General features: G+C 68.7%; 23 protein-coding genes. 11 read left to right on the forward strand and 12 right to left on the reverse strand.

Annotated features, from left to right (window positions below; all coding sequences use genetic code 11):
• The first annotated feature begins 25 nt into the window (after positions 1-25).
• Positions 26-823 (forward strand): amino acid ABC transporter permease, encoded by a 798-nt coding sequence (locus tag BMW26_RS03595; RefSeq protein WP_053098858.1) that lies wholly within the window; start codon positions 26-28, stop codon positions 821-823.
• Positions 820-1,575 carry an amino acid ABC transporter ATP-binding protein gene (locus tag BMW26_RS03600; RefSeq protein WP_053098859.1) on the forward strand — a complete coding sequence of 252 codons (756 nt, stop codon included), beginning with the start codon at positions 820-822 and terminating at the stop codon, positions 1,573-1,575. Before BMW26_RS03595 ends, BMW26_RS03600 begins: the two co-directional genes overlap by 4 nt.
• An 84-nt stretch (positions 1,576-1,659) precedes the next feature.
• Here the strand turns inward: BMW26_RS03600 and BMW26_RS03605 are convergent, their stop codons facing one another.
• The 5 genes from BMW26_RS03605 to BMW26_RS03625 all read right to left on the reverse strand — a co-directional run bounded on the left by BMW26_RS03605 (position 1,660) and on the right by BMW26_RS03625 (position 5,876).
• Positions 1,660-1,836, reverse strand: a complete 177-nt coding sequence (locus tag BMW26_RS03605) for a YegP family protein (protein WP_072590798.1) — start codon at positions 1,834-1,836, stop codon at positions 1,660-1,662.
• 86 nt (positions 1,837-1,922) lie between these two features.
• Complete coding sequence (locus BMW26_RS03610; RefSeq protein ID WP_072590799.1) at positions 1,923-3,002, reverse strand: ABC transporter ATP-binding protein; 1,080 nt, start codon at positions 3,000-3,002, stop codon at positions 1,923-1,925.
• Entirely contained in the window at positions 2,999-3,793 is a 795-nt protein-coding gene (locus tag BMW26_RS03615; RefSeq protein ID WP_072590800.1) for an ABC transporter permease, read from the reverse strand. The genes BMW26_RS03610 and BMW26_RS03615 overlap by 4 nt, the downstream gene beginning before the upstream one ends.
• Positions 3,790-4,740 carry an ABC transporter permease gene (locus BMW26_RS03620; protein WP_198032382.1) on the reverse strand — a complete coding sequence of 317 codons (951 nt, stop codon included), beginning with the start codon at positions 4,738-4,740 and terminating at the stop codon, positions 3,790-3,792. Before BMW26_RS03620 ends, BMW26_RS03615 begins: the two co-directional genes overlap by 4 nt.
• Positions 4,737-5,876, reverse strand: a complete 1,140-nt coding sequence (locus BMW26_RS03625) for an ABC transporter substrate-binding protein (RefSeq protein ID WP_053098863.1) — start codon at positions 5,874-5,876, stop codon at positions 4,737-4,739. Before BMW26_RS03625 ends, BMW26_RS03620 begins: the two co-directional genes overlap by 4 nt.
• Positions 5,877-6,045: 169 nt before the next feature.
• Here BMW26_RS03625 and BMW26_RS03630 point away from each other — a divergent pair, with 169 nt between their 5' ends.
• Positions 6,046-6,873, forward strand: a complete 828-nt coding sequence (locus BMW26_RS03630; RefSeq protein ID WP_056277117.1) for a sulfite exporter TauE/SafE family protein — start codon at positions 6,046-6,048, stop codon at positions 6,871-6,873.
• A 249-nt stretch (positions 6,874-7,122) separates the two neighbouring features.
• Here BMW26_RS03630 and aspS read toward each other — a convergent pair whose 3' ends face one another.
• Positions 7,123-8,904, reverse strand: coding sequence for an aspartate--tRNA ligase (gene aspS / locus BMW26_RS03635; protein ID WP_072590802.1), 1,782 nt, complete (start codon positions 8,902-8,904; stop codon positions 7,123-7,125).
• Positions 8,905-9,020: 116 nt separating this feature from the next.
• Between aspS and BMW26_RS03640 the strand changes: the two genes are divergently transcribed.
• Together BMW26_RS03640 and BMW26_RS03645 are read left to right on the forward strand one after the other, a co-directional pair.
• Positions 9,021-9,395: a DUF5684 domain-containing protein gene (locus BMW26_RS03640; protein ID WP_053098866.1), complete on the forward strand. Its 375-nt coding sequence runs from the start codon at positions 9,021-9,023 to the stop codon at positions 9,393-9,395.
• 1 nt (position 9,396) lies between these two features.
• Positions 9,397-10,026, forward strand: coding sequence for a histidine phosphatase family protein (locus BMW26_RS03645; protein WP_053098867.1), 630 nt, complete (start codon positions 9,397-9,399; stop codon positions 10,024-10,026).
• A 30-nt stretch (positions 10,027-10,056) separates the two neighbouring features.
• Here the strand turns inward: BMW26_RS03645 and BMW26_RS03650 are convergent, their stop codons facing one another.
• Positions 10,057-10,956, reverse strand: a complete 900-nt coding sequence (locus tag BMW26_RS03650) for an NAD(P)/FAD-dependent oxidoreductase (RefSeq protein ID WP_072590803.1) — start codon at positions 10,954-10,956, stop codon at positions 10,057-10,059.
• Between the two features lie 61 nt (positions 10,957-11,017).
• Here BMW26_RS03650 and BMW26_RS03655 point away from each other — a divergent pair, with 61 nt between their 5' ends.
• The 5 genes from BMW26_RS03655 (at position 11,018) to ccsB (ending at position 15,785) form a co-directional block, all read left to right on the forward strand.
• A complete protein-coding gene (locus BMW26_RS03655; RefSeq protein ID WP_053098869.1) occupies positions 11,018-11,422 on the forward strand; it encodes a MerR family transcriptional regulator in 405 nt (134 codons plus the stop codon).
• A gap of 64 nt (positions 11,423-11,486) precedes the next feature.
• Entirely contained in the window at positions 11,487-12,140 is a 654-nt protein-coding gene (locus BMW26_RS03660; protein ID WP_082297998.1) for a TlpA family protein disulfide reductase, read from the forward strand.
• Between the two features lie 16 nt (positions 12,141-12,156).
• Positions 12,157-12,936 carry a cytochrome c biogenesis CcdA family protein gene (locus BMW26_RS03665; RefSeq protein WP_072590804.1) on the forward strand — a complete coding sequence of 260 codons (780 nt, stop codon included), beginning with the start codon at positions 12,157-12,159 and terminating at the stop codon, positions 12,934-12,936.
• A gap of 28 nt (positions 12,937-12,964) precedes the next feature.
• Positions 12,965-14,794 (forward strand): cytochrome c biogenesis protein ResB, encoded by a 1,830-nt coding sequence (resB, locus tag BMW26_RS03670; RefSeq protein WP_232224526.1) that lies wholly within the window; start codon positions 12,965-12,967, stop codon positions 14,792-14,794.
• 4 nt (positions 14,795-14,798) lie between these two features.
• Positions 14,799-15,785: a c-type cytochrome biogenesis protein CcsB gene (gene ccsB / locus BMW26_RS03675; protein WP_072590806.1), complete on the forward strand. Its 987-nt coding sequence runs from the start codon at positions 14,799-14,801 to the stop codon at positions 15,783-15,785.
• Between the two features lie 15 nt (positions 15,786-15,800).
• Here the strand turns inward: ccsB and BMW26_RS03680 are convergent, their stop codons facing one another.
• The 3 genes from BMW26_RS03680 to BMW26_RS03690 all read right to left on the reverse strand — a co-directional run bounded on the left by BMW26_RS03680 (position 15,801) and on the right by BMW26_RS03690 (position 21,310).
• Entirely contained in the window at positions 15,801-16,382 is a 582-nt protein-coding gene (locus tag BMW26_RS03680; RefSeq protein ID WP_083569431.1) for a 2'-5' RNA ligase family protein, read from the reverse strand.
• A gap of 165 nt (positions 16,383-16,547) precedes the next feature.
• Positions 16,548-18,512 carry a YhgE/Pip domain-containing protein gene (locus tag BMW26_RS03685; RefSeq protein ID WP_072590808.1) on the reverse strand — a complete coding sequence of 655 codons (1,965 nt, stop codon included), beginning with the start codon at positions 18,510-18,512 and terminating at the stop codon, positions 16,548-16,550.
• Positions 18,509-21,310 carry an MMPL family transporter gene (locus BMW26_RS03690; RefSeq protein WP_072590809.1) on the reverse strand — a complete coding sequence of 934 codons (2,802 nt, stop codon included), beginning with the start codon at positions 21,308-21,310 and terminating at the stop codon, positions 18,509-18,511. Before BMW26_RS03690 ends, BMW26_RS03685 begins: the two co-directional genes overlap by 4 nt.
• 121 nt (positions 21,311-21,431) lie before the next feature.
• On the opposite strand from BMW26_RS03690, the gene BMW26_RS03695 reads away from it, so the two are divergent.
• Positions 21,432-22,055 carry a TetR/AcrR family transcriptional regulator gene (locus BMW26_RS03695; RefSeq protein ID WP_053098875.1) on the forward strand — a complete coding sequence of 208 codons (624 nt, stop codon included), beginning with the start codon at positions 21,432-21,434 and terminating at the stop codon, positions 22,053-22,055.
• 19 nt (positions 22,056-22,074) lie between these two features.
• Here BMW26_RS03695 and BMW26_RS03700 read toward each other — a convergent pair whose 3' ends face one another.
• Both BMW26_RS03700 and BMW26_RS03705 read right to left on the reverse strand, forming a co-directional pair.
• Complete coding sequence (locus BMW26_RS03700) at positions 22,075-23,052, reverse strand: o-succinylbenzoate synthase (protein WP_053098876.1); 978 nt, start codon at positions 23,050-23,052, stop codon at positions 22,075-22,077.
• A gap of 58 nt (positions 23,053-23,110) precedes the next feature.
• Complete coding sequence (locus BMW26_RS03705) at positions 23,111-24,130, reverse strand: GNAT family N-acetyltransferase (RefSeq protein ID WP_072590810.1); 1,020 nt, start codon at positions 24,128-24,130, stop codon at positions 23,111-23,113.
• Positions 24,131-24,183: the final 53 nt, after the last annotated feature.

Here is a 24,183-nt window from a genome sequence, read left to right on the forward strand (position 1 = left end):
GACGTAGGACAGGGAGACCTTGACAATGGCGTTGAGGCGCACCACGAAGAGCAAGCTGTATCGGTACACCGTCTATGCGGTGCTGATCGCGGTCGCCGTCTGGCTGATCGTCAGCACCGACTGGGCCCGCATCGCGCAGCTGTATTTCAACCCGGAGGTCGCGGCGAAGATGCTTCCGGGCATCATCACCACGGCGCTCGTGAACACTCTGTGGTTCACGGCCGTCGCGTTCGCCGGCGGTCTGCTGCTCGGCGTCGTGCTCGCGCTGCTGAAGCTGTCGTCCATCGGACCCTTCCGATGGATCGCGACGGCGTGGATCGAGCTCTTCCGCGGGCTTCCCGCGATCCTCACGATCTTCGCCATCGCGTTCATCCTGCCGATCGGACTCGGCGTGCCGGGCACGAAGCTCGGCGGACCGGTCGTGCTCGGCCTGATCGGTCTGATCCTGGTCGCATCGGCGTACATGGCCGAGACGATCCGCGCCGGCATCCAGGCCGTTCCCAAGGGGCAGACCGAGGCGGCACGTTCGCTCGGCATGTCGCCCATGAAGACGACGTTCTGGATCGTGGTCCCGCAGGGGTTCCGCATCATCATCCCGCCGCTGACCAACGAGTTCGTCCTGCTGTTGAAGGACACGTCGCTGCTCTTCGTGGCAGGTTCCTTCATCTGGTCGAAGGAGCTGACGAACTTCGCGCGTGACGCGAGCACGCAGAACGCGAACGGAACGCCGCTCATCATGGCGGCGGCCCTCTACCTGATCGTGACGATCCCCCTCACGCGCTTCAGCGCGTACCTGGAACGAAGGATGTCGAGGCAGCGATGATCACCGATCTGATTGACGTCCACGCGCCCGCGATCGACCTGCAGGGGCTTGTGAAGAGCTTCGGCGACAACGAGGTGCTCAAGGGCATCGACCTCACCGTCACCGCCGGAGAGGTCGTCTGCATCATCGGCCCGTCGGGCTCAGGCAAGTCGACGCTGCTGCGCTCGGTGAACCTGCTCGAGGAGCCGACCGGCGGCAAGGTGCTCATCGAGGGGATCGACATCACTGATCCCGATGTCGACATCGACCGGGTGCGCACCCGCATCGGCATGGTGTTCCAGAGCTTCAACCTCTTCCCCCACCTCGACGTGATGGGCAACCTCATGATCGCGCAGCAGCGCGTGAAGAAGCGGTCCAAGGCTGAGGCTGAGCGGGTCGCGAAGGAGATGCTCGGACGCGTCGGGCTCGCTGAGAAGGCGGACGCCTTTCCCGGACACCTGTCGGGCGGTCAGCAGCAGCGTGTCGCGATCGCGCGGGCGCTGTGCATGAACCCGGACATGATGCTGTTCGACGAGCCGACGTCGGCGCTCGACCCCGAGCTCGTCGGCGAGGTGCTGCAGGTCATGCGCTCGCTCGCGGACGAGGGCATGACGATGCTCGTCGTCACGCACGAGATGGGCTTCGCCCGCGAGGTCGGATCACGTCTGATCTTCATGGACGGCGGCTACATCGTCGAAGAGGGCGACCCGCGCGAGGTGCTCGCGAACCCGCAGCATCCGCGTACGCAGGACTTCCTGGCTCGCGTCCTCTGAGCTCGCGTCTCACCTGTCACGACGAGACCCCCTCCTGCTGAGTCAGCGCGAGGGGGTCTCGTGTGCGGAGAGTGCTGTGCGAGGTCAGGCCTCCACGACCTCGGCATCCGCGGCATTGCGGCGCACCGAGTCGATGCCGTTCAGCGCGGACGATTTCGACGAGTAGCCCTCGCTGATCGCGATCACCTCGCCGTTGCCGGACTTGAGGCGGAACCGGTACTCGCCGGATTTGTCGGTGTACAGCTCGAACGTGCCTGCCATGAGGTGTCCTTTCTCGACGGTGAGGAGGGAACGAGGCCCTCGAGTGTCACGGTATCTCGGAGTACTGCGCCAGCGATAGGGCTCGGTCAGCCGCGCGGATGCACGGCGACGGGCTCGGGAGCGACGGCGATCCGCACGCGATCGCCGAAGGCCAGGTGGATGCCCGGAGCATGCTGGAGGCGCACCAGCTCGCCGGATTCGGTGCGCACGAGCGTGCGGCGCATGCTGCCGAGGAACGTGCTCTCCTGCACCAGCGCATCGGTCGCGGCATCGGCCTCGGATGCGAAGTGCACGTTCTCCGGGCGCAGATACACGTCGACGGGCCCGTCGGCCGGCGACTGCAGGGGAAGCTTCTGACCCCACACGACCACGTGATCACCCTCGGCGACACCCGAGACGACGCTCGAGAGCCCGACGAAGGCGGCGACGCCCGCCGTGGACGGCGTCGTGTAGAGCTGCTCCGGGGTTCCGATCTGCTCGATGGTGCCGGCGTTCATCACGGCGATCCGGTCGGAGACCGCGAGGGCCTCCTCCTGGTCGTGCGTGACGAACACTGTGGTGATGCCGAGCCGCAGCTGGATGCGCCGGATCTCATCGCGCAGCTGCACCCGCACCTTCGCATCGAGGGCAGAGAGCGGCTCGTCGAGAAGCAGGACCTTCGGCTCGGTGACCAGAGCGCGGGCGAGCGCGACGCGCTGCTGCTGACCTCCGGAGAGCTGATGCGGGTAGCGATCGGCGAAGTCCGAGAGCCCCACGAGCGCGAGGGCGTCGAGGGCGCGCGTTGCCGCCTCGGCCTTGCCGACGCCGCGGCGACGCAGCCCGAACGCCGTGTTCTCCGCGACCCGCAGGTGCGGGAACAGGGAGTACGACTGGAACACCATGCCGATGTCCCGCTTGTTCGTGGGCACCCGCGAGACATCGTTGCCGCCGAGCAGCACCGCACCGCTGTCGAGCCCCTCGAGTCCCGCGAGCACGCGAAGCAGCGTCGTCTTGCCGCAGCCGGAGGGGCCGAGCAGCGAGACGAACTCACCGGGGGCGATGTCGAGATCGACGCCGTGCAGCACCGTGTTGCCCGAGTAGCTCTTCACGATGCCCTGCAGTTGCACGCGCGTGCCCTCTCCGGCTTCGGCGAGCAGCATGTTGTCGGCGGTCTGGGGGAGGGTCATGAGCGGGCCTTTCCGGTGCCGCGGGCGACGCGGCCGATGAGAAGCAGAAGCAGGAAGACGAACAGCAGCGCCAGCAGGGTGAAGATCGCCGGAGCGTACGGATCCTGCTTCTGCACGACGACCATGGCCGTCTGGAACACCTGGCGGTTGAGGAGCGAGGCGATCGTGAACTCGCCGAGCACGACGGCGATCGAGATGAGAGACGCCGCGAGGAGTCCCTGACGCAGGTTGGGAGCGAGCACCTTCAGCACGACGGTAGGCCAGCCGGCGCCGAGGGATCGGGCGGCTTCGGCGAGCGTGCGCAGGTCGGCGGCGTCGATAGAGGCCTGGATCGAGCGGTACGCGAACGGCAGCACGGTGATGCCGTAGGCGAAGGCCAGCGTCCACGTGCCGGTGCCGAGGGTGCGTCCGATCTGCAGGTAGATCGGTGCGAGACCCACGACCAGCACGATCGCGGGGATCGAGATCGGCAGCAGCACGGCGAACTCGAAGACGGGTTTGAGCTTCGCGAAGCGCAGGTTCACCAGGATCATGGTCGGTGCGAGCAGCAGGAGCACGATCGCGACGGTCACGACCGCGAGGACCAGGGAGTTGCCCAGGCCCATCCAGATCGGCCTGATCGCCGCCGACTTCGCGGGATCGAAGAGCGCGGCCCACCGCTCGAGGCCGAGACTGCCGTCGGTCTGGCGCAGCGTGTAGAGCAGGGTCGAGACGAGCGGGATCGCGAAGAATGCGCCGACGACCACGCCGATGATCCAGCGGGTCGCGAGTGACGGGCCGAGGCGGTTCATGACTGCCACCTCGCTGCCCGACGCTGGATGAGCGAGTACAGGGCCATCACGACTCCCACGATGACGATCATGCCGAGCGCGAGCGCGCCGGCGAGATTCTCACGGCCGAGAAGGGTCTCGCTCGTGAGGGCGGCGCGGATCTGCAGCGGCACGATCTGCGAACCCTGACTGGCGAGGGCGGCGGCGGTGGCGTACGACGAGAAGGCGTTCGCGAAGAGCAGCAGGAGGCTCGCGAGGAACGAGGGTGCGAGCACGGGGACGCCGATGCGCAGCCAGAAGCTCGCGCGCGTGCCGCCGAGCGTGAGGTTCGCCTCGGCCCACTGCGGCTTGAGGGCTGCGAGGGCGGGCATGAAGGTGATCACCATGAGCGGGATCTGGAAGTAGATGTACGGGAGGATCAGCCCGGGAAGCTCGTAGAGCCACGTGCCGTTCGCGAAGATGTCGATGCCGAGGTCGTTCTTGAGGAAGAGGGTGACGACCCCCTGGATGCCGATCGTGGCGATGAAGGCGAAGGCGAGCATCACGCCGCCGAACTGGGCGAGGACGCCGGCCGCAGCATCCACGGTCGAGCGCACGGCGCCGTCCGGGTTCATGCCGAGCAGGGCATAGCAGACCAGAGCACCCGCGATCGCGCCGACGACGGCGGTCAGCAGCGACAGGCCGGCGGAGTTGGCGAACGTGGTGAGGACGACGGGGTCTGCCAGGGCCGACACGTTCGACCAGGTGAACGACCCGTCCTTCGTGAAGAAGCCGGAGCCGATCGCGAGGAGGGTCGGAACGGCGAGGAAGAGCACGACGTAAACGGCGAACGGCACGAGACCGAGCCAGGCGACGGACGGCGCGGAGCGCTGGGCCCGCGACGAGGTCGCAGGCCCAGCGCTGTGCGCTGCGGGGGAGACGGGGGCGGATGCCGTGGCATCCGCCCCCGCTGCGGTGGCAGTCGTCACTGGACCGCCGCGGCCCACTTCTCGCCGAGCAGCGTTCCGGCGTTCGTCGACTGCTCCTCGGTCGGGACGACCGTCTCGCTGGGGACCTCGGGAAGAGCAGCAGCCAGGTCGGCGTCGATGGTGCCGGCCTCGGTCATGGCCTCCATGCGGGCCGGGCGTGCGCCGCCCTTCAGCCACAGGTTCTGCACCTCGTCGCTGTAGAGGAACTCCTGCCACAGGCGTGCGGCGGCCGGGTTCGGAGCATCCTTGTTGATCGCCTGGTTGTAGTAGCCCGCGTAGCCGGTGCCGTCGAGGACGACGACCTTCCAGTCCTTGTTGTCGGTGGCGTGCGCCGCGTTCAGGTAGTCCCAGTCGAAGACGACAGGGGTCTCGCCGCTGGCCACGGTCGCGGTGGTCACATCGACCTTGAGCAGGTTGCCGGCCTTCTGGAGGTCGGAGAAGAAGTCGATGCCGGGCTGGAAGTCGTCGAGGGTGCCGTCGGACTGCACGGTCGCGAGGCCCACGGCGGCGAAGGCCGCGCCGGCCTGCGTCGGGTCTCCGTTGATGGCGACGGCGCCCTTGTAGGCGGCATCCTTCAGGTCGTCGAGCGACTCGGGAGCGTCGAACTTCGACGAGTCGTAGCCGATCGACATGTATCCGCCGTAGTCGCCGACGAAGAGGCCGGTCGGCTCCTTGAGAGCGTCGGGGATCTCGTCCCACGTCTGCACCTGGTACGGCGCGAAGACGTCGGTGTTCTGCAATGCGACGGTCAGACCCAGGTCGAACACGTCGGGCGCGGTGTCGAGGCCCTCGTTCGTCTTCGCAGCCTGGATCTCCTCGGCGCTCGACACGTCGGGAGAGGCCTCGTTGATCGTGATCTCGGGGTACTTCTCGGCGAAGAGGTCGAGGATCTCGCCGTAGTTCGCCCAGTCACGCGGAAGCGCGATGACGTTGAGCTGCCCCTCGGCCTTCGCGGCCTCTTCGAGGTCGGAGAAGGAACCGAAGTCCTCGACCGAGGTCGCGGATGCGGCGTCGACAGCGTCGCTGCCTGCGGCCGGGGTCTCCGCGCCGGTGGCGCAGGCGGTGAGACCCAGCGCGGCGGTCGTGAACAGGGCGATGCCGGCGCCGATTCGTGCGCGGCGGTGGAAGTTGGTCATCAGGGTCCTCTCGGTGCCCGGCGCTGTGAGCCGGATTCGGGTTGCGAGAGGACACTATGAGCCGAGGGTTGCCGATGATCGCGGCTCGGGTGAACGACAGGTGTCGAGGGTGTGACGGGTCGGACTGCAGTGGCGTTCGAGGTGCCGCGTGGTCTGACATCCTGGACGGATGGACATCGGCAGTGTGCTCGGGCTCGAACAGCTCACCTGGGGCACGCTGATCCTCGTCGTCGTCGCGGCCTTCGCTGCCGGGTGGATCGATGCGGTGGTGGGCGGCGGTGGTCTGCTGCAGCTCCCCGCCCTGCTGCTGATCCCCGGGATCTCGCCGATCCAGGCTCTCGCGACCAACAAGCTCGCGTCCGTGTTCGGCACGGCCACGAGCAGCGTCACCTACTACCGACGTGCGAAACCCGATATCCGCACGGCTCTGCCGATGGCCGCGATCGCCCTGGTCGGATCATTCGGGGGAGCTGCCGTCGCGACTGTTCTGCCGGCCGCCGCCTTCAAGCCGATCATCGTGGTCGCGCTGCTCGCCGTCGCGCTCTTCACGGCCTTCCGCCCGCAGATGGGCGCCGCGACGCGGCTGCGCTTCAGCGGGCACAAGCACCACATCATGGCGGGTCTGTCAGGGCTCGTGATCGGCTTCTACGACGGTCTGATCGGGCCGGGCACCGGCACGTTCCTGGTGATCTCGCTCGTCGCGCTGCTCGGCTACGACTTCCTGCAGGCGAGCGCGAAGGCGAAGATCGTCAACCTGGCCACGAACACCGGCGCCCTGCTGCTCTTCATCCCGCACGGCGCCGTGCTGTGGCTGCTCGGCGGCATCCTCGCGGTCGCGAACGTCGCCGGCAGCTACCTCGGATCCCGCATGGCCATCTCGCGCGGCACGACCTTCATCCGCGTCGTGTTCCTCGTCGTGGTGGTCGCCCTCATCGCCAAGCTCGGCGTCGACGTGTGGAACGAGAACATCGTTCCGGCGCTCGCGCAGCTGCACTGAGCATCCGCCCTGGCGCACCTCCGCCCCCGCGCCTGCGCTCCGGCATCCGCCTGCGCACCGGCATCCGCTCGCCGTCCGCGCGGTGTTCTGCGCGTGTCACGGCCAGATTCGGCGAGTCCGGCCGATGCTGACGCGTTCGGCCGAGCGGGGGATGCGCGGTGCATGCGTCCGGGATCCGGCCCGGCGCATACGCAGAGACCCCGCTCCGCTGAGCGGAACGGGGTCTCGGTGCGACGGGGCGATGCGGCGTCAGGCCTCGTCGTCCGCGGGCTCGAAGTCGACGCCGGCCTCGGCGCGCTGCTCGGCCGTGATCGGTGCCGGAGCGGCTGTCAGCGGGTCGAACCCGTTGCCCGACTTCGGGAAGGCGATGACGTCGCGGATCGACTCGGTCTTCGACAGGTGCTGCAGCACGCGGTCCATGCCGAGGGCGATTCCACCGTGCGGCGGGGCGCCGAACTTGAAAGCGTCCAGCAGGAAGCCGAACTGCTCCTGCGCGACCTCGTCGCTGATGCCCATGACCTCGAACACGCGCTTCTGCACGTCTTCGCGGTGGATGCGGATCGATCCGCCGCCGAGCTCGGAGCCGTTGCACACGATGTCGTATGCATAGGCGAGAGCCGAACCGGGGTCGGTGTCGAACGTGTCCTGGAACTCGGGCTTCGGCCCCGTGAACGCGTGGTGCACGGCCGTCCAGGCTCCGGCGCCGACGGCGACGTCACCCGACGCCACGGCATCCGCTGCCGGCTCGAACATCGGAGCGTCGACGACCCACGTGAACGCGAACTCGTCGGGGTTCAGGAAGCCGAGACGACGTCCGATCTCGACGCGGGCGGCGCCGAGCAGTGCACGGCTCTCCTTCGTCGATCCGGCGGCGAAGAACACGCAGTCACCCGCGGATGCGCCGACAAACTCGGCGAGGCCCGCCTGCTCCGCCTCGGACAGGTTCTTGGCGGCGGGGCCGCCGAGCGAGCCGTCCTCGTTGAAGAGGACGTACGCGAGGCCACGCGCACCGCGCTGCTTGGCCCAGTCCTGCCACGCGTCGAGCTGCTTGCGGGGCTGGCTCGCACCGCCGGGCATGACGACCGCGCCGACGTACTCGGCCTGGAACACCCGGAACGGGGTCTCGGCGAAGTACTCGGTCGCCTCGACCAGCTCGAGTCCGAAGCGCAGGTCGGGCTTGTCGGAGCCGTACTTGGCCATCGCCTCGGCGTAGGTCATGCGGGGCAGCGGGGTCTGCACGTCGACGCCGATGGTCTTCCACATCGCGACGATGAGCGACTCCATCAGCGTGATGACGTCTTCCTGGTCGACGAAGCTCATCTCGATGTCGAGCTGCGTGAACTCCGGCTGGCGGTCGGCGCGGAAGTCCTCGTCGCGGTAGCAGCGGGCGATCTGGTAGTACTTCTCGACGCCGCCGACCATGAGCAGCTGCTTGAACAGCTGCGGCGACTGCGGCAGGGCGTACCAGCTGCCCGGGTGCAGACGGGCGGGCACGACGAAGTCGCGGGCGCCCTCGGGCGTCGAGCGCGTGAGGGTCGGCGTCTCGACCTCGGTGAAGTCCTCGCCGTGCAGCACATCGCGGACGGCCTTGTAGACGTTCGAGCGCAGACGCAGAGCGGATGCCGCGGCGGGGCGACGCAGGTCGAGATAGCGGTACTTGAGGCGCGCCTCCTCGCCGACCGTCTCGGTGTCGGCGACGGCGGTCGACACCTGGAACGGCAGCGGAGCGGACTCGTTCAGCACCTCGACGTCGGTCGCGATGAGCTCGATCTCGCCGGTTGGGAGGTTGGGGTTCGCGTTGCCCTCGGGGCGACGCGAGACCTCGCCGGTGACCTTGAGGACGAACTCGTTGCGCAGCGGGTGCGCGATCTCCTCATCGCGGATGACGACCTGCGCGATGCCGGACGCATCCCGAAGATCGATGAACGCGACTCCTCCGTGATCACGACGGCGATCGACCCAACCCGAGAGGGTGACGGTCTGACCGATATGCTCGGCTCGCAGTGAGCCTGCCGAGTGGGTGCGAAGCACGGAGGATTCCTCCTGATCTGGGAAATGATGAACCCGCCCATTCTACGTGGGCGGGTGTCGCCTCCTCTGCCCGCGGCATATCGGTCAGTAGGATCGCCACGACAGAAAGGGTCACCATGGACTCCAACGGCATCTCCGACCTGTACGCGTCGATCTTCTCCGGCACGACCGGACTCATCGTGCTCGTCTTCTACGTCCTCGTCGCGGTCGGTCTGTGGAAGGTGTTCACCAAGGCGGGGTACCCCGGCATCCTCGCCGTCATCCCGATCGTGAACGTGGTGTTCCTCGTGAAGATCGCCGGGATGTCCGGCTGGCTCGCACTGCTCTATCTCATCCCCATCGTCGGCTTCGTCTTCGGGATCATCGTGGCGGTGCGACTCGGCGAGCGGTTCGGCAAGGGAGGGCTCTTCTCCTTCTTCCTGCTCTTCGTCTTCCCCTATATCGGCTATCTCATCCTCGGCTTCGGCGACTCCCGCTACAGCAGGGCGTGACGTGGTGGCATCGCGACTGCACCTCGTCCGCCACGGCGAGGTGCACAACCCCAAGCGCGTGCTCTACGGTCGGCTCCCCGACTATCACCTGAGCAGGGCGGGACGGAAGATGGCGCGAGCCGCCGCCGATCACATCGCCGGGCTCGATCGTCCGGTCCGGGGGCTCTACTCCTCTCCGCTCGAGCGGGCGCAGGAGTCTGCTGAGCCGTTCGCCGAGCGCTTCGGCCTCTCGCCCGAGATCGACATCCGTCTGATCGAGCCGACCAACGTGTTCGAGGGCACGCAGATGCGCCGCTCGCTTCTGAACCCGCTCAAGTGGTGGCACCTGCGGCAGCCGTCGCTGCCCAGCTGGGGTGAGCCCTACGCGTCGATCGCCGAGCGGATGCTGGGCATGATGGCCGAGGCGTGGCGGTCGGTCGACGACGGCGATCTGGTGATGGTGTCCCATCAGGCGCCGATCTGGATCACCCACCTCCGGGTGGCGGGTCTGCCCCTGCAGCACGACCCGCGCACCCGGCGCTGCGCACTGTCGAGCGTCACCTCGTTCGAGCTGGTGGGCGACGTGTGGCGTGAGGTCGATTACGCCGAACCTGCGGCGACCGGCGGTGCGGTGGACGTGGGAGCAGTCTGACCCCTCGCCTCGGTCTCCCTTCCGCTGCGGTCAGTGCGCCATCAGCGACTGGATGACGCCGACCGCCGCCATCTGACCGGCAGCGGACGCGAGCAGCACCGATGCCATGGGTCCGGGAAGCGACGCCCGGTGCGCGAGGTCGCCCGCCGCGAAGACCCCGGGCTGCGATGTGCGCCCGAAGTCGTCGATCTCGATCGAGCCGGAGGGCAGCAGTTCCAGGCCGAGCTGATCGGCGAACGGCGCACGGTGGCGCAGTGAACCGGATGCCACGAACACGCCGGCCACGGTGTGCGCGGTCGACGCCGTGGTGATGCGCACATCAGCCGCCTCCGGCGCGACGGCGGCGACCGGTTCCGCACTGACCCGAACGCCCAGGCCTTCGAGAGTCCGCGTCTCGTCGGCCGAGAACGGCTGCTCGACGGGGAACACCGTGATGTCGCCGACGATGCGCCCGAGCAGCCCGATCAGGTGCTCGGCTCGAGGAGCGGGCCCGAGGATGCCGATCGAGCGACCGGCGTGCTCGTGACCGTCGCAGAACGGGCAGCTGAAGGCCTTCGTGCCCCAGAGGTCCTGAAGTCCGGGGATGTCGGGGAGATCGTCGGCGACGCCGGTCGCGAGGATGACATGTCGGGTCTCGACCGTCTCGCCGTCGGCGAGTCGTACGACGAAGCCGCCGTCTGAGCCGGTCACCGTCTGTGCTCCGACGTCGCGGAGCTCGACATCCGGGTACTCGGCGAGCTGCGCTCGCGCCGTCGCGCGGAACTCCGCCGGGGGAGTTCCGTCGTTCGCGATGACGTTGTGCATGTGCAGCACGGTGCCGTTGCGGTATTCGCCCGAATCCAGAAGCAGCGTGGGGCGGTGCATCCGCCCGAGGGTCAATGCCGCCTGGAGGCCGGCGGGGCCTGCGCCGATCACGATCGCGTCGTACATGTGGGGTCCTTCCGAGGGGTGCTCGCTTGCGTTCGTCCTCAGTCTGTGACTTCATGTCAACATGAAGTCAAGCATCGAGAGTCCGTGGTCCGTGGGAGAGGTCGCCGAACGCTTCGAGCTGCCCACGAACGTGCTCAGGCACTGGGAGTCGGTCGGCCTGCTGCGCCCCGCGCGGGACACCGCAGGGAGGCGCCGCTACGGCCAGGACGACGTCGTGCGCATCGCCGTCATCCAGCGCAGCAAGGCAGCCGGGATGACCCTCGATCAGATCGCCGTGCTCCTCGACGACGGCAGCGCGGGGCGTCACGAGGTGCTGCAGCGGCACCTCGACGATCTCGATCGGCGCATGGAGGACATGCGCCGTTCGCGGGAGATGACCGAGCACGCGATGGGATGCCGGTCGCACGACATCGCCACCTGCCCGCGCTTCCGGGCCAGCGTGGAGGACGTCCTCGCGCGTCTCTGACGGCGGCCGAGCACCCCCGGGGCTTCCGGCCCATGCATAGGAACCCCCGCGTAAACTGGGAATCGTGCCACTCGCCTCGACGGTTCGTCCGATCCGCAGCGGCCGCTCCTCCCGCATCCGGCCATCTCGCCGCGCGGTCGGGGCCGCGCTCGCCGCGGTGCTCGCCATCGGTCTGAGCGCCTGCGCTCCCGATCCCGTGAACGACTCGTTCCTCAGCGGTGACAACCCGGGCTATGTCGCGGCAGACGGAGCGATCGTCGAGATTCCGGTCGCCGAACGCGGCGAACCCGTCACCGATTTCGGCGGACTCACCGAGGACGGCGAGGACTTCTCCAGCTCTGACCTCGCGGGCAAGGTCACGGTCGTCAACTTCTGGTACGCCGGATGCGCCCCGTGCCGCCTCGAGGCGGAAGACCTCGAGAGCGTCTGGCAGGAGCATGGCGGCGACGACGTCGCCTTCCTGGGCATCAACACGCGCGATCAGGCCGACACCGCGAAGGCGTTCTCCGCCGAGTTCGGTGTGACCTACCCGAGCCTCATCGACGTCGACACGGCCGAGGCGAAGCTCGCCTTCGCGTCGTCGGTGCCGATCCAGGCGACCCCCACCACTCTCGTGCTCGACAAGCAGGGTCGCGTGGCCGCCCGCATCATCGGGCCCATCGATGGCACCTCGATCCTCTCGACGCTCGTCAAGGACGCGCTCGCGGAGGACTCGTGAGTCTCCCGGGAGCGGCGTGAACCCCGAAGTCATCATCGGATCGGGAGCCCTCTGGCTCGCGATCCCCGTCGCGCTGCTCGCGGGCCTCGTGTCGTTCCTGTCGCCGTGCGTGCTGCCCCTGGTGCCGGGCTACCTCGGATTCCTCGGGGGAGCGGTCGCCCCCCGCCGCGTCCCGAACCCGACGGACGGCACGGCGGTGTCGACGGTCGAGGCCCCCGCTCGCGGCCGACTCGTCGTGGGCGTGCTGCTCTTCATCCTCGGCTTCAGCCTCGTGTTCGTGTCCCTCACCGCGCTCGGCGGGCTCGCCAACGTCTTCCTGTTGCAGTGGGGCGAGCTGATCACTCGCATCCTCGGCGGCGTGATCATCCTGATGGGCCTCGTGTTCCTCGGTCTGTTCGGGTTCGCCCAGCGCGAGCTGCGATTCCACGTCGACTCGAAGGCCGGCCTGATCGGCGCACCGCTGCTCGGCATCGCCCTCGGCATCGGATGGGCGCCGTGCCTCGGACCCACGCTCACCGCGATCTTCGCCCTCTCGTTCAACGCCGGCGACCCGGTGCGGGCGGGCCTGCTCGGGCTGGCGTACTCGCTCGGCCTCGGCATCCCGTTCCTGCTGGTCGCGCTCGGCTTCGGATGGGCGACGAAGGCGATCGGATTCCTGCGCCGGCACATCCGCGTCGTGAACGTGATCGGCGGCGTGCTGCTCATCCTCCTCGGCCTGCTGATGGTCACGGGGCTCTGGACGGAGATCATGTCCCGACTGACGGCGGTGATGAGCAGTGTCGACCTCCCGATCTGATCAGAAGAAGACGCATCGGAAGGATGACGTGAGCAGCACAACCGAGAGGTCGAGCGATCCGCTCCGGCCGTCCGACCACGTCGACGGCGAAGAGTCGATCACCCAGCCCCGCCTCGGATTCGTGGGCTGGCTGCGCTGGGGATGGCGTCAGCTGACCTCGATGCGCACCGCGCTGATCCTGCTGCTCGTGCTCGCGATCGCGGCGATCCCCGGCTCGATCTTCCCCCAGCGGATGGCCGACCCCAACGGCGTCACGCAGTGGGAGCGCGACAACCCCGATCTCTTCCCCGTGCTCGACGGGCTGAAGATGTTCGACGTCTACCTCTCGCCGTGGTTCTCGGCGATCTACCTGCTGCTGTTCGCCTCGCTCGTCGGCTGTGTCATCCCGCGCATCCGCCACCATGCGAAGGCCCTGCAGGCACGCCCCCCGCGCACCCCTGCACGTCTGAAGCGCCTCGCCGACTTCCGCGCGGTCGAGCGCGCCTCGACGGACGCTCCGGCAGAGGCCGCCGCATCGATCGACATCGCGCAGAAGCAGCTCAAAGCCCTGGGCTACCGGGTCGAGCGGTACGACGACAAACGATCGTCGTCGGTCTCGGCCGAGCGCGGCTACTGGCGTGAATCGGGCAACCTGCTCTTCCACCTCGCTCTCGTCGGCGTCCTGATCACGGTGGGCGTCGGGGGAGGGTTCGCGTACACCGGACAGCGCGTCCTGGTCGAGGGCGAGACGTTCGCGAACACCCTGCTCGACTACGACTCGATGAACCGCGGCCGCTTCGTGAGCGACGGAGCACTCGCGCCCTACTCGATGCGTCTCGACAGCTTCGACGTCACGTACCAGCCGTTCGGCGAGCCGGGCTCGGGCCAGGCCGGCGACTTCTCGGCCAACGTCACCGTGCAGGAGAACGGCGAGGAGCGCACCGGATCGGTCAAGGTCAACGAGCCCCTCGGCGTCGCCGACGACAACGTCTTCCTGCTCGGCAACGGCTACGCGCCGACGATCACCGTGCGCAACCCCGATGGGGACGTGGTGTTCACGAACAGCACGCCGTTCCTGCCGCAGGACAACAACATGACCTCGCTGGGCGTCATCAAGATCCCCGACGGCCTCAGCGAGCAGGTCGGCCTCGTCGGCTTCTTCTACCCGACGACGGGGGTGCTCGACACCGGCGCGTTCTTCTCGGGATTCGGCGACCTCACCAACCCGACCCTCACGCTCGACGTCTACACCGGCGACCTGGGCATCAACGAGGGCATCCCGCGGTCGGTCTACGTGCTCGACACCACTGGCATGACCAAGGTCACCGGGCGCACGACGGACCTCGAATCGATCGAGCTGGCACCCGGACAGACAGCCGACCTGCCGAACGGCTTGGGAACCGTGACCTTCGAGGACGAGTCCCCGGCGGGTGCGACAGACGCGTCGCAGTCGGTCAAGCGCTTCGCCTCGTTGCAGATCCACCGCGACGCGTCTGGTCCCTGGGTGCTCGGCTTCGCGCTTCTCGCGCTCGGCGGTCTGATGCTCGCCCTGTTCATCCCGCGACGCCGGGTGTGGGTCAAGGCGACGGCACAGGACGGCGCCGTCTCTCTCGAGTACGCCGGTCTCGCTCGCGGCGAGGACCCGACGCTCGCGACGGCCGTCGACGACCTCGTGGCAGGTCATGCGCGTCTGATGGACGCGGCCGGGGTCACGACGGCGGTCGAGGTCGAGGAGCCCGACACCGACACCTCAGAGGCGGAAGACACTGAGGCTGACGGCTCCGACGCCGATGGCTCCGACCAGGCGGCGACGGCACCCGAGACGCCCGCCGACCGCGACTCCGCGCGCCCCGCATCCGACACCCCGAAAGTAGACTGACACCATGTTCGATCTCGAAGTGATCTCGCCGATCCTGCTGTGGACGGCGATCGCGATCTATGCGGCGGCCTTCGTGGCCTACGCCTTCGACCTCGCCCGTCGGTCGCAGCTGTCCGCGGACGCGGCGACCGTGCAGGAGTTCGAACTCGTCGGAGCCGGAACCCGTTCGCGCGGCGGCAAGGCGGCGACGGCTGCCGCGGCATCCGGATCCGATGTCGCTCCGCAGCGCTTCGTGATGGCCCGCATCGGGACCTCGCTGACCGTGCTCGCGTTCATCTTCCATCTCGCCGCCACGCTCACCCGTGGTCTCGCGGCCGGGCGAGTGCCGTGGGCCAACCTCTACGAATTCGCGATGATGGGAACGCTGCTGATCGTCGCCGTGTTCCTGGTGGTGCTGACGCGCATCGATCTGCGCTTTCTCGGCACGTTCATCACCGGTCTGGTCGTCGTGCTGCTGGGTCTCTCCGCCACGAACTTCTACGTCGACGTCTCGCCCCTGATGGACCCGCTGAAGAGCGTGTGGCTGGTGATCCACGTCTTCGTGGCCTCGCTCGGCACCGCGTTCTTCGCTCTGGCCTTCGCCCTCTCGGTGATCCAGCTGATGCAGTCGCGTCGCGAGCGCCTCATCTCCGAGGGCGCGGAGAAGACCGGCCCCGGATTCCTGCGCACGTTCCCCGGGTCCGAGCGACTCGAGAGCATGGCCTACCGCTTCACGATCATCGGCTTCATCCTCTGGACGTTCACGCTGATCGCCGGCTCCATCTGGGCCTACTACGCCTGGAGCCGCTTCTGGGGCTTCGACGTCAAGGAGACCTGGACCTTCGTCATCTGGGTTCTCTACGCCGGGTACATCCACGCTCGCGCGACGCGCGGCTGGCGCGGCAACCCCTCGGCGTGGCTGGCGATCGTCGGCTTCTCGGCCGTGCTCTTCAACTTCACGATCGTCAACGTCTTCTTCAAGGGTCTGCACGCATACTCGGGCCTCAGCTGAGCGCCCGAGCGCGGCTCATCTGAACGAGCGCAGTCCGAAGGGGATGACCTCGGAGTGCTCGGCTCCGTCTTCGTACCAGACGAGCTCGACTTCGCTGATGGTCTCGGCGGGGCGCGAGCTGAGCGAGCGCCGCGACTTGTGCGACAGTTCCGTCCACGCCGCGGGCGCGAGCGTCTTCGCATAGATCACCGACAGGTGGAACGTCCAGTCGTCCGTGCTGCGCTCGTCGAGACGGCGGAAGTCCGTTCCCTCGAGCGCTTCGCTGAGCGTGGAGTACGCCGACACGATGGATGCGGTGCGCCGCAGCCGCAGGATGACGACCTGCCAGGGGGCGGGGAACACGTCGACGGCCTCGGCGACGACCTCGATCGGACGCTGCGCCACCGCCCACTCGCGGATCAGCGCCAGCAGCTCTTCGCGGCGCTCGGGCTCATGGAACGCGCGCAGGGTGACGTGCTCGGTGTGCGGGTGCGGAGCATCCATCCGGCCGAGCGCCGACCTCTGCTCGGCCCGGTACACGTCCGACACGGCCCGCGTGGGCCGCAGCACGAGATACTGCTGTCCCTCGAGTGACTCGAGCTGGGCGGGAGAGGTCATGAAGGGGCGACGCATCCTCTGATCGTACGTGCGCGGGCACACGTCCGAATACCGGTCGATCTCGAGCGGGCACGGATTCGGAGCGGATACAGGACGCGCCGCGCATCGTGATCGATGCGCGGCGCGTCCTGCGTCGTGGTCCGAAGCGGTGCTCGGTGGGGTGGTTCACGCCGTCGCGAGGGCCGCCTTCACGGAGGTGGTGCGCCGCAGTGCCACCGCGACGGTGGTCGCGACGAGCGACAGCACGCCCCAGACGATGAGGCCTGCGGCTGCGCCGCCGTTCGCGGTGATCAGCCCGGCGAACGCGGGGGAGGTCGGCAGCGATGCGCCGAGATCCGCCAGCCATCCCGGCACGGTCGAGATCAGACCGGTCGCGATCGCGAGCACACCGACGAGCGCGCTGACCCAGCGGCCGACGCCGCCGAAGACCGCGACGAGTGCCTGGTTCACGGCCGCGAAGGCGACCCCGGCGAGCACGGCGATTCCTGCGAAGGCCCACCAGGCCGCAGCGTCATAACCGGCGACGATCTGCACGATGAGCGACACCAGCAGACCCTGGGCTGCACCGATGGCGGCAGCCGGGGCGAAGGCGCGCAGGGCGAGTCCGGCCGACGAGCGTCGGGAGGTCAGGGTGCGCGCGGTGTAGGCCCGCATGACCAGGAACGAGGCGAGAGACCCGAACCACAGCACCACGGCGGCGAGCAGCGGAATCGCGGTCGGGCCGAAGATCGTGGCGCCGTCGGCGCCCTTGGACGCCACCGGATCGGCGATCACCGACGCGAGCGAGGTCGACTCGGAGTCGCTGAACGAGGGGAGCGAATCGGATGCGGTGCGCAGGCCGCCCGCGAGATCGCCGGTTCCCGTGGCGAGGGTGTCGAGGCCGGTCGCGAGCTCGCCGGCCCCGGTCGCGAGCTCGGTCGCTCCGTCCGACAGCTGGGATGCCCCCGTCGCCAGTGCTCGTGCACCGCTCGCCGATTCGTCGAGACCCTGCGACGCCAACTGGTTCAGACCGTCCGCGAGACCCGTCGCCCCCGCACCCGCCTCGCCGAGCTGGGCCGCGAGAGTGGTGAAGGCGCCCGGGAGAGTCGCGATCTGGGGAGAGACGGTCGTGAGGTACCCGGATGCGGTTCCGGCCGACGTCGCGGCATCCGCAGCGTTCGCGGCCTCGGCGGCGAGCTCGGCGCACAGATCACCGGAGGTCATGGGGTCACAGCTCGCGGCCATCGCGCCGAGGCGCTGAGCAAGCCCGGCGGTCTGGGTGGCGGCATCCGTCGCGGCCGCGGTCCCGGTCTCGACAGCTCCCACGAGAGCGGGCAGCTGACCGGCCTGATTCTGCAGCTCCGTCGCGCCTGCGGTCAGCCCGGTGCCGATCTGGCTCGCGCCGTTCGCGGCCTCGCGGGTCTTCGACGCGAGTGTGTCGAGCCCGGATGCCAAGGAGGATGCGCCGTTTCCGAGCTCCGTGGCACCGGAGGCGAGCTGAGTCGCGCCGTCGGGGATCGCCGCGGCTCCCGTGGCCGCATCCCGCGCGCCGGTGGCGAGTTCGGCGGCGCCGTCCGCGGCCTCGCCGATCTGGTCTCCGATCGTGGTGAAGCCGACGAGGATGTTCTCCGTCGTCGCCTCCGACAGCAGTGTGCCCATGCTCGAGGCCGCCACGTTCGCGATCTGACTCGTGATCAGGTCATCGGCGACGAGCCCGTCCTCCGGGGTGGTGACCTGGATCGTGGCCTGCTCCGCGTCGCCGCCGCCGTCCGAGATCGCCTGCCCCGCCGAGGTCGCTGCGGCCGAGAACTCCTCGGGGATCGTGATGACGGCCTGATACGAGCCGTCGGCGAGACCGTCGGCGGCATCGTCCTCGTTCGAGATCACCCAGGTGAGGTTGGAATCGAGCTCGTCCGATCCTTCGACGAGCCCCGAGGCGAGCTGTCGACCGAGCGGAGTGAGCTGCCCGTCGATCTCGACGGGCTCGTCGAGGTTGACGATCGCCGCGGTCATCGACTCGAGACGCTCGGTGGGATTCTGCAGGGCAGCGACCAGGATGCCGCCCACTGCCGCGGGAAGCAGCAGGACGCCGAGGATCGTCAGCCACGTGATGGGCTTGCGCGAACGGGCGCGTTCGATGGGGAGGGTCATGCGTTCACCTCGGTCGATTCGGTGGTGCCGTCGACGATGCGGGGCACCGGGGACTCGGATTGCGACTGTGCGGCTGGCGCGTCGATGTCGATCGTGTCAGCCGATGAACGGCCGGCATCGGCCAGGATCTCCAGGGCCGCCTGGGGATCGAGCGCGGTGAGCAGCATCGCCGTCGTGCTGCGGGAGTCGCGCAGTCGCGCCGCGAGCTGATCGCGTTCGGGGCGGGAGAGCCGGTCGGCTCCGTCGATCACCACGAGAGCCGGCCGTCCGCGCAGTGCCTCGGCGAGGTCGGCCGACAGGCTCGCGGCATCGGCGGCCATGACCGCTCCGACATGCGCCCGTACCCACGCGGATCGACCGGGCAGAAGATGGCCTGCGACCCGGAGGCGGCCGTCGTCCGCAGTCGCCCGCCCGGCGATCGTCAGAGCGAGCGCGCGCAATGCGCCGGCTGACGATCCGGTGAGCACGGCGGAGGCCCCGGGTGCGAGGCGCAGGTGGAGGCCGTCGATGCCGGCATCCGTCATCGTGAGGTCGTCGGCGGCGACGATCGAGTCGTCGCCCGGCCAGCCCCCCAGGTGACGCTCGCGTTCGACCGCCTCTCCTTCGATGTCGACGCTCGGGAGGATCCGCTCCAGCCAGGCCGGGATCTCCCACGCGCGCTCCCCGAGGACGGCCATGAGTGCAGGGATCAGCGTCATCCTCACCAGGAACGCGTCGATCGCGATGCCGGCCGCAAGGCCCAGCGCGATCGGCTTGAGCGACGAGTCGCCTTCGGGGACGAACGCCACGAAGACGGCGAACATGATGAGGCCGGCAGCGGTGACGACCTTCGCCGATCCCGTGAAGCCGCTGCGCACGGCACGCAGTGCCGCGGCTCGGCGAGTCGCGCGATCGGGGCTCCTGCCGTCGGGATCGTGCACGAAGTCCTCGCGCATCCGAGACACCAGGAACACCTGGTAATCCATCGCGAGCCCGAACAGCACACCCATCAGGATGATCGGCATGAAGCTGATGATCGGACCGACCTTCGCGACATGGAGGGCGTCGGCGAACCAGCCCCACTCGAACACGGCTCCCACGATGCCGAACGCGGCGACGATCGAGAGCAGATAGCCGGCGGCTGCCGTGACCGGCACCCAGAGTGAGCGGAACACGATCGTGAGCAGGATCAGGGACAGGCCGATGACGAAGATGCCGAACGGGAGAAGGGCGTTGCCCAGCTGGTCGGAGATGTCGATGCCCACCGCGGTGAACCCGGTCACCTTCAGGTCGATGCCGAACTCGTCGAGCCACTCGTCGTGGTGCGAGCGCAGCTCTCGCACGAGATCGGCCGTCGCGGGGTCATCGGGTGCGGTCTCGGGGATGATCTGCACGATGCCGGTGTCTGCGGTCTCGTTCGGGGTGGCGAGGGCGACCTCCTTGACCCCGTCGATCTGGGCGACCTCGTCGCCGAGATCCTCCATCAGGGTCAGCGGATCGGTCGACGTGACGATCGTGCCCGTCAGGATCAGCGGTCCATTGAACCCGGGACCGAACTGCTCGCCGACCAGGTCGTAGCTCTGCCGCGCTTCGGAGTCCTGCGGCAGCACGCCCGCGTTGGGCAGCGCGAGATTCAGGCTGAGGGCGGGCACGGCGACGATGCCGAGCCCGAGCACGACGGCCAGGGACACGAGGATCGGACGCCGGGTGACGCCGGTCACCCAGCGCTCGCTGAAGCGACGGCGCTGCGCGGGGGCTGCCTTGCCCTTCTTCGCCTTCGGAGAACGGCGCGGTCGACCGGCGACGCGGCCCTTCATGAAGCCGAGCAGAGCGGGGGTGAGCGTCACGGCGATGGCGACGGCGACCGCGACGGCGGCGGAGGCCGCGATGCCCATCGTCGTCAGGAACGGGATGCCCGCGAACCCGAGTCCGATCAGGGCGATCAGCACGGTCACGCCCGCGAACACCACCGCCGAGCCTGCCGTGCCCACAGCCCGCGCTGTCGACTCCTCGGGGTCGACTCCCTCGCGGACCTGATCCTGGTGCCTGGCCATGATGAACAGTGCGTAGTCGATTCCGACGGCGAGCCCGAGCATCAGGGCGAGGAGGGGAGTGGTCGACGAGACCGTGGCGAAGGCGGTGGCGGCGAAGATGCCGGCCATCGAGATGCCCACACCGAGCACTGCCGTGAGCAGCGGGAGTCCTGCGACGACGAACGAGCGGAACGTGACGATCAGCACCAGCAGCGCGATCAGCAGACCCACGGCCTCGGTGAGCGTGACGCCGGGGATGGAGGTGGCGAAGAGCTCTCCGCCGAGGGAGGTCTGTGATCCGTCCGGCAGCTCGTCGGCGAGTTCGGCCACGACGGCTCGCAGGTCATCCTGCGTCTCCGCCGAGACATCGCTGGCCTGGCCGTCGAACTGCAGGCGGATGATACCGGCCGTCTCGTCGTCGTTGATCATGCCGCTGACCATCTCGTCGAACGGGGAGGTCGCCGAGAGCACCGAGTCGTCGAGGTCGGCGAGCTGGTCGACGGCATCCTCGATGTCGGTCTTATATGCGTCATCCGTGATCGAGTCGCCGTCCGCGGCGACCACGATGATCTGCGCGCTGGTGCCGCTGACCGCGGGGAACGAGCGGTTGAGCTGCTCGAGGCCGGCCTGGGACTCGGTGCCCGGGATCGAGAAGGAGTTGTCCGTGCCAGCCCCGAGGACGAGGGCGCCGGCCCCCGCGATGCCGAGGGCGAGCAGCCAGGAGACGAGAACGCGCCACGGGTGCCGGTAGGACCAGCGACCGAGCGAGGACAGGAGTGTGGACACGAGGCTCCTCAGGGAATACGGGCTGGATACACAGGTGTATCCAATACATACCTGTATCGTAAGGTGGTCCGAGCCCCGGAGTCTGTGTGCGGGGTGTGAGAATGAGAGGCAGGAGGATTCGATGACGACACCCGCCACCCGCAGCCGGGAGAACACGCGAGCCCGGCTTCTCGATGCGGCCGCGCAGGTCTTCGCCGAGGTAGGCCTCGACGGTGCCTCCGTCGAAGCGGTCTGCGATCGCGCCGGGTTCACCCGCGGCGCGTTCTATTCGAATTTCGAGTCGAAGGACGAGCTCTTCCTCGTGCTCGCCGGCAGCGTCGGCGAGCAGCGCGTCAATGCGGTGCGTGACCGCGTCGACGAGATCGCCGCCGAGGGCGGTCTGTCAGAGGGATGCGACCCGGTCGAGCTCGTCCAGCGGATCATGGACGCGGGCGGCGATGACCGCCTGGGCGTCATGCTGATGAGCGAGATCCGGATCCGTGCTCTGCGTGACCATCAGTTCGGCGCTGCCTACCTCGTGCAGGAGCGCGAGATGGTGTCGAGCATCGCCGTGATCATCACGGACATCGTCTCGGTGAGCTCGCTCGAGCTGAAGGTTCCCGCCGAAGAGGCCGCGCGCATGCTCATGATCATCTGGGAGGGCATGACCGTTCGCGGAGCGATGGCCGGTCAGGACTCCGACCAGCTGCGGCATTCCAGCGGCGAGGAGCTCGGGCGCCTCGTGCAGCTGCTGCTCGCGGAGTGACCTCGCAGACGAACGGCGGTCAGCGCGCGTCGAGCACGGCGTAGCACCGCGCGAGGCGATCGAGCCACCAGTCCCGTCGGTCGTCCGAGGCGGCGAGCCGCGCCAAAGCATCGGGATCCGGGGTGACCCGAGCTGCCGGGATCGAGCCGTCCACCGGGCGCAGGTCGGCGACGTCGTCGAGGAACAGGGATGCCGTGCCGAGCCCGCAGTCGTAGTCGAGAGTCGGCAGGGCGGCGGCGAGCGCCGCACCCTGGGAGAGTCCGATCGCGGTGTCGAGCGCGCTGGAGACCACGACGGGCAGGCCCGCGGCGGTGATGATCTGCAGCGCATGCGTGATGCCCCCGAGCGGCTGCGCCTTGATGACGAGCAGGTCGGCGGCCTTCTCGCGCGCGACCGCGAGCGGGTCGGAGGACTTGCGGATGCTCTCGTCGGCGGCCACCGGAATGCCCATGTACTTCACCCGGGTGCGCAGTTCGGCGAGCTCCGGCACTGTCGCGCACGGCTGCTCGACGTACTCGAGATCGAACTCGTTGAGCGCATGCACGGCGTGCTCGGCCTCGTCGACGTTCCACAGGCCGTTGGCATCGACGCGGATGCGACCCTCCGGCCCCATGGCCTCGCGCACGGCCCGCACACGGGCGATGTCGTCTGCGAGCGTCTGCCCGGGTTCCGCGACCTTGACCTTGGCGGTGCGGCAGCCGGCGAAGCGGGCCAGCACTTCGGCGACCTGCGCCGCCTCGACAGCCGGGATGGTGGCGTTCACGCCGATGCGCTCGCGGAGAGGTTCGGGCTGCGTCCTCCAGGCGAAGTCGATCGCCGCCGCGAGCCAGGTGGCCGACTCGAGATCGTCGTACTCGACGAACGGAGAGAATTCCGCCCATCCCTCCGGCCCTTCGACGAGCAGCGCCTCTCTCTTGTCGACCCCGCGGAAGCGGGTGTGCATCGGAAGCGAGACGACCCTGGCCGAGCCGAGCAGATCTGCGAGCGGTGGGAGCATGTGCTCATTCTGCTCTGTCGGCGCCTCGTCGGGGATCCGCCGTGCCGACGGGTCCGCCTCAGCGCAGGCGATTCTGCAGTTCGCCCATCCGCTCGCTGGGGCGGAACCCGAGCGCGGTGTTGACGGCGAGCATGTGCGCGTTCGACTCGGCGTTGTAGGTGTAGACGGCGCGGGTCTGCGGCGCCTCCCTCTGCAGCATCCGGAGATTGGCTGCCTTGACCGCGATGCCGAGCCGGTGCCCCCGGTCCGCGGTGCGCACGAGCGTGCCCCACTGATAGGCGTTGCCGTCGTCGGTCGACACGACGAGCTGCGAATACGCCGCGGCCTCGCCGTCGGCCGCGAGGGCGATGGCCCCGAACGACACGCGCCTCTGTCGGTCGAGCAGTTCCTCGCTCTCGCGGATGCTGTCGACATCGGGTCTCTGAGGTTCGATGGCGAGTTCGCCGGTCGGGGCTTCGGTCTCGAGGGCGGCGTCGAGGATCGTCCAGCGTTCCACGACCTCATCGGGGATGCGGCCGACCCAGCTACGGATCTCGTACGGAGCGATCGCCGATGCGATGTCGCTCTCGATCCGGTCGAGCAGTGCGGGGTCGACCGGGAGGTCGAGCCTGCTCTGCACGTCGCCGAGCGCCAGGCTGTAGCCGCGGGCGCGTGCGAACTCACGCCCCGGCGATCCGGCACCTTCCGAACCGAGTGCGTGGCGCCACGACGTCGCCCCCTGCGCGATCGTCCGACCGGACGCCGTGACCTCCGCCTCGAGGAACGCGAGGGCCTCGGAGCCGATGCCGCGCCGTCGGTGCTCGGGCGGCACGCTGATCGCGAGATGGGCGACGTGGGTGTTGTCCTTCAGGGGGAGCGCGAGGCTCGCGGAGCCGACGATCCGGTCGGCGTGGCGCAGCAGATAGGCGCGTCGATCGACGACGGCCGACTCCTGCTGCAGCTCGCTGCGCGACTCCTCGAGCGACCACACGACGGCATCCGCGCCGCGATCCGCGCGTTCGGCGGTGGCGTACGCATCCCACCACGCATCGACGGACCGGTCATCGGTCGCGTCGATGCGGAGGATCTCGATCGCCATGCGACCACCGTACGCGCCTTGTCCTTCACATGAATGTGTGATTGACAATGGTG

The sequence above is a fragment of the Microbacterium sp. 1.5R genome, assembly GCF_001889265.1.
In the GTDB taxonomy this organism is placed as follows: Bacteria; Actinomycetota; Actinomycetes; order Actinomycetales; family Microbacteriaceae; genus Microbacterium.

Bases quoted from the DNA above. Each gene is read 5' to 3' on its own strand.
- BMW26_RS03655 (WP_053098869.1), top strand. From the start codon at position 11,018: ATGAAGTCAAGCATCGAGAGTCCGTGGTCCGTGGGAGAGGTCGCCGAA.
- BMW26_RS03625 (WP_053098863.1), bottom strand. From the start codon at position 5,876: ATGACCAACTTCCACCGCCGCGCACGAATCGGCGCCGGCATCGCCCTG.
- BMW26_RS03685 (WP_072590808.1), bottom strand. From the start codon at position 18,512: ATGACCCTCCCCATCGAACGCGCCCGTTCGCGCAAGCCCATCACGTGG.
- BMW26_RS03630 (WP_056277117.1), top strand. From the start codon at position 6,046: ATGGACATCGGCAGTGTGCTCGGGCTCGAACAGCTCACCTGGGGCACG.
- BMW26_RS03695 (WP_053098875.1), top strand. From the start codon at position 21,432: ATGACGACACCCGCCACCCGCAGCCGGGAGAACACGCGAGCCCGGCTT.
- BMW26_RS03605 (WP_072590798.1), bottom strand. From the start codon at position 1,836: ATGGCAGGCACGTTCGAGCTGTACACCGACAAATCCGGCGAGTACCGG.
- BMW26_RS03705 (WP_072590810.1), bottom strand. From the start codon at position 24,130: ATGGCGATCGAGATCCTCCGCATCGACGCGACCGATGACCGGTCCGTC.
- BMW26_RS03610 (WP_072590799.1), bottom strand. From the start codon at position 3,002: ATGACCCTCCCCCAGACCGCCGACAACATGCTGCTCGCCGAAGCCGGA.
- BMW26_RS03640 (WP_053098866.1), top strand. From the start codon at position 9,021: ATGGACTCCAACGGCATCTCCGACCTGTACGCGTCGATCTTCTCCGGC.
- BMW26_RS03650 (WP_072590803.1), bottom strand. From the start codon at position 10,956: ATGTACGACGCGATCGTGATCGGCGCAGGCCCCGCCGGCCTCCAGGCG.
- BMW26_RS03615 (WP_072590800.1), bottom strand. From the start codon at position 3,793: ATGAACCGCCTCGGCCCGTCACTCGCGACCCGCTGGATCATCGGCGTG.
- BMW26_RS03600 (WP_053098859.1), top strand. From the start codon at position 820: ATGATCACCGATCTGATTGACGTCCACGCGCCCGCGATCGACCTGCAG.
- BMW26_RS03700 (WP_053098876.1), bottom strand. From the start codon at position 23,052: ATGCTCCCACCGCTCGCAGATCTGCTCGGCTCGGCCAGGGTCGTCTCG.
- ccsB (WP_072590806.1), top strand. From the start codon at position 14,799: ATGTTCGATCTCGAAGTGATCTCGCCGATCCTGCTGTGGACGGCGATC.
- BMW26_RS03680 (WP_083569431.1), bottom strand. From the start codon at position 16,382: ATGACCTCTCCCGCCCAGCTCGAGTCACTCGAGGGACAGCAGTATCTC.
- BMW26_RS03595 (WP_053098858.1), top strand. From the start codon at position 26: ATGGCGTTGAGGCGCACCACGAAGAGCAAGCTGTATCGGTACACCGTC.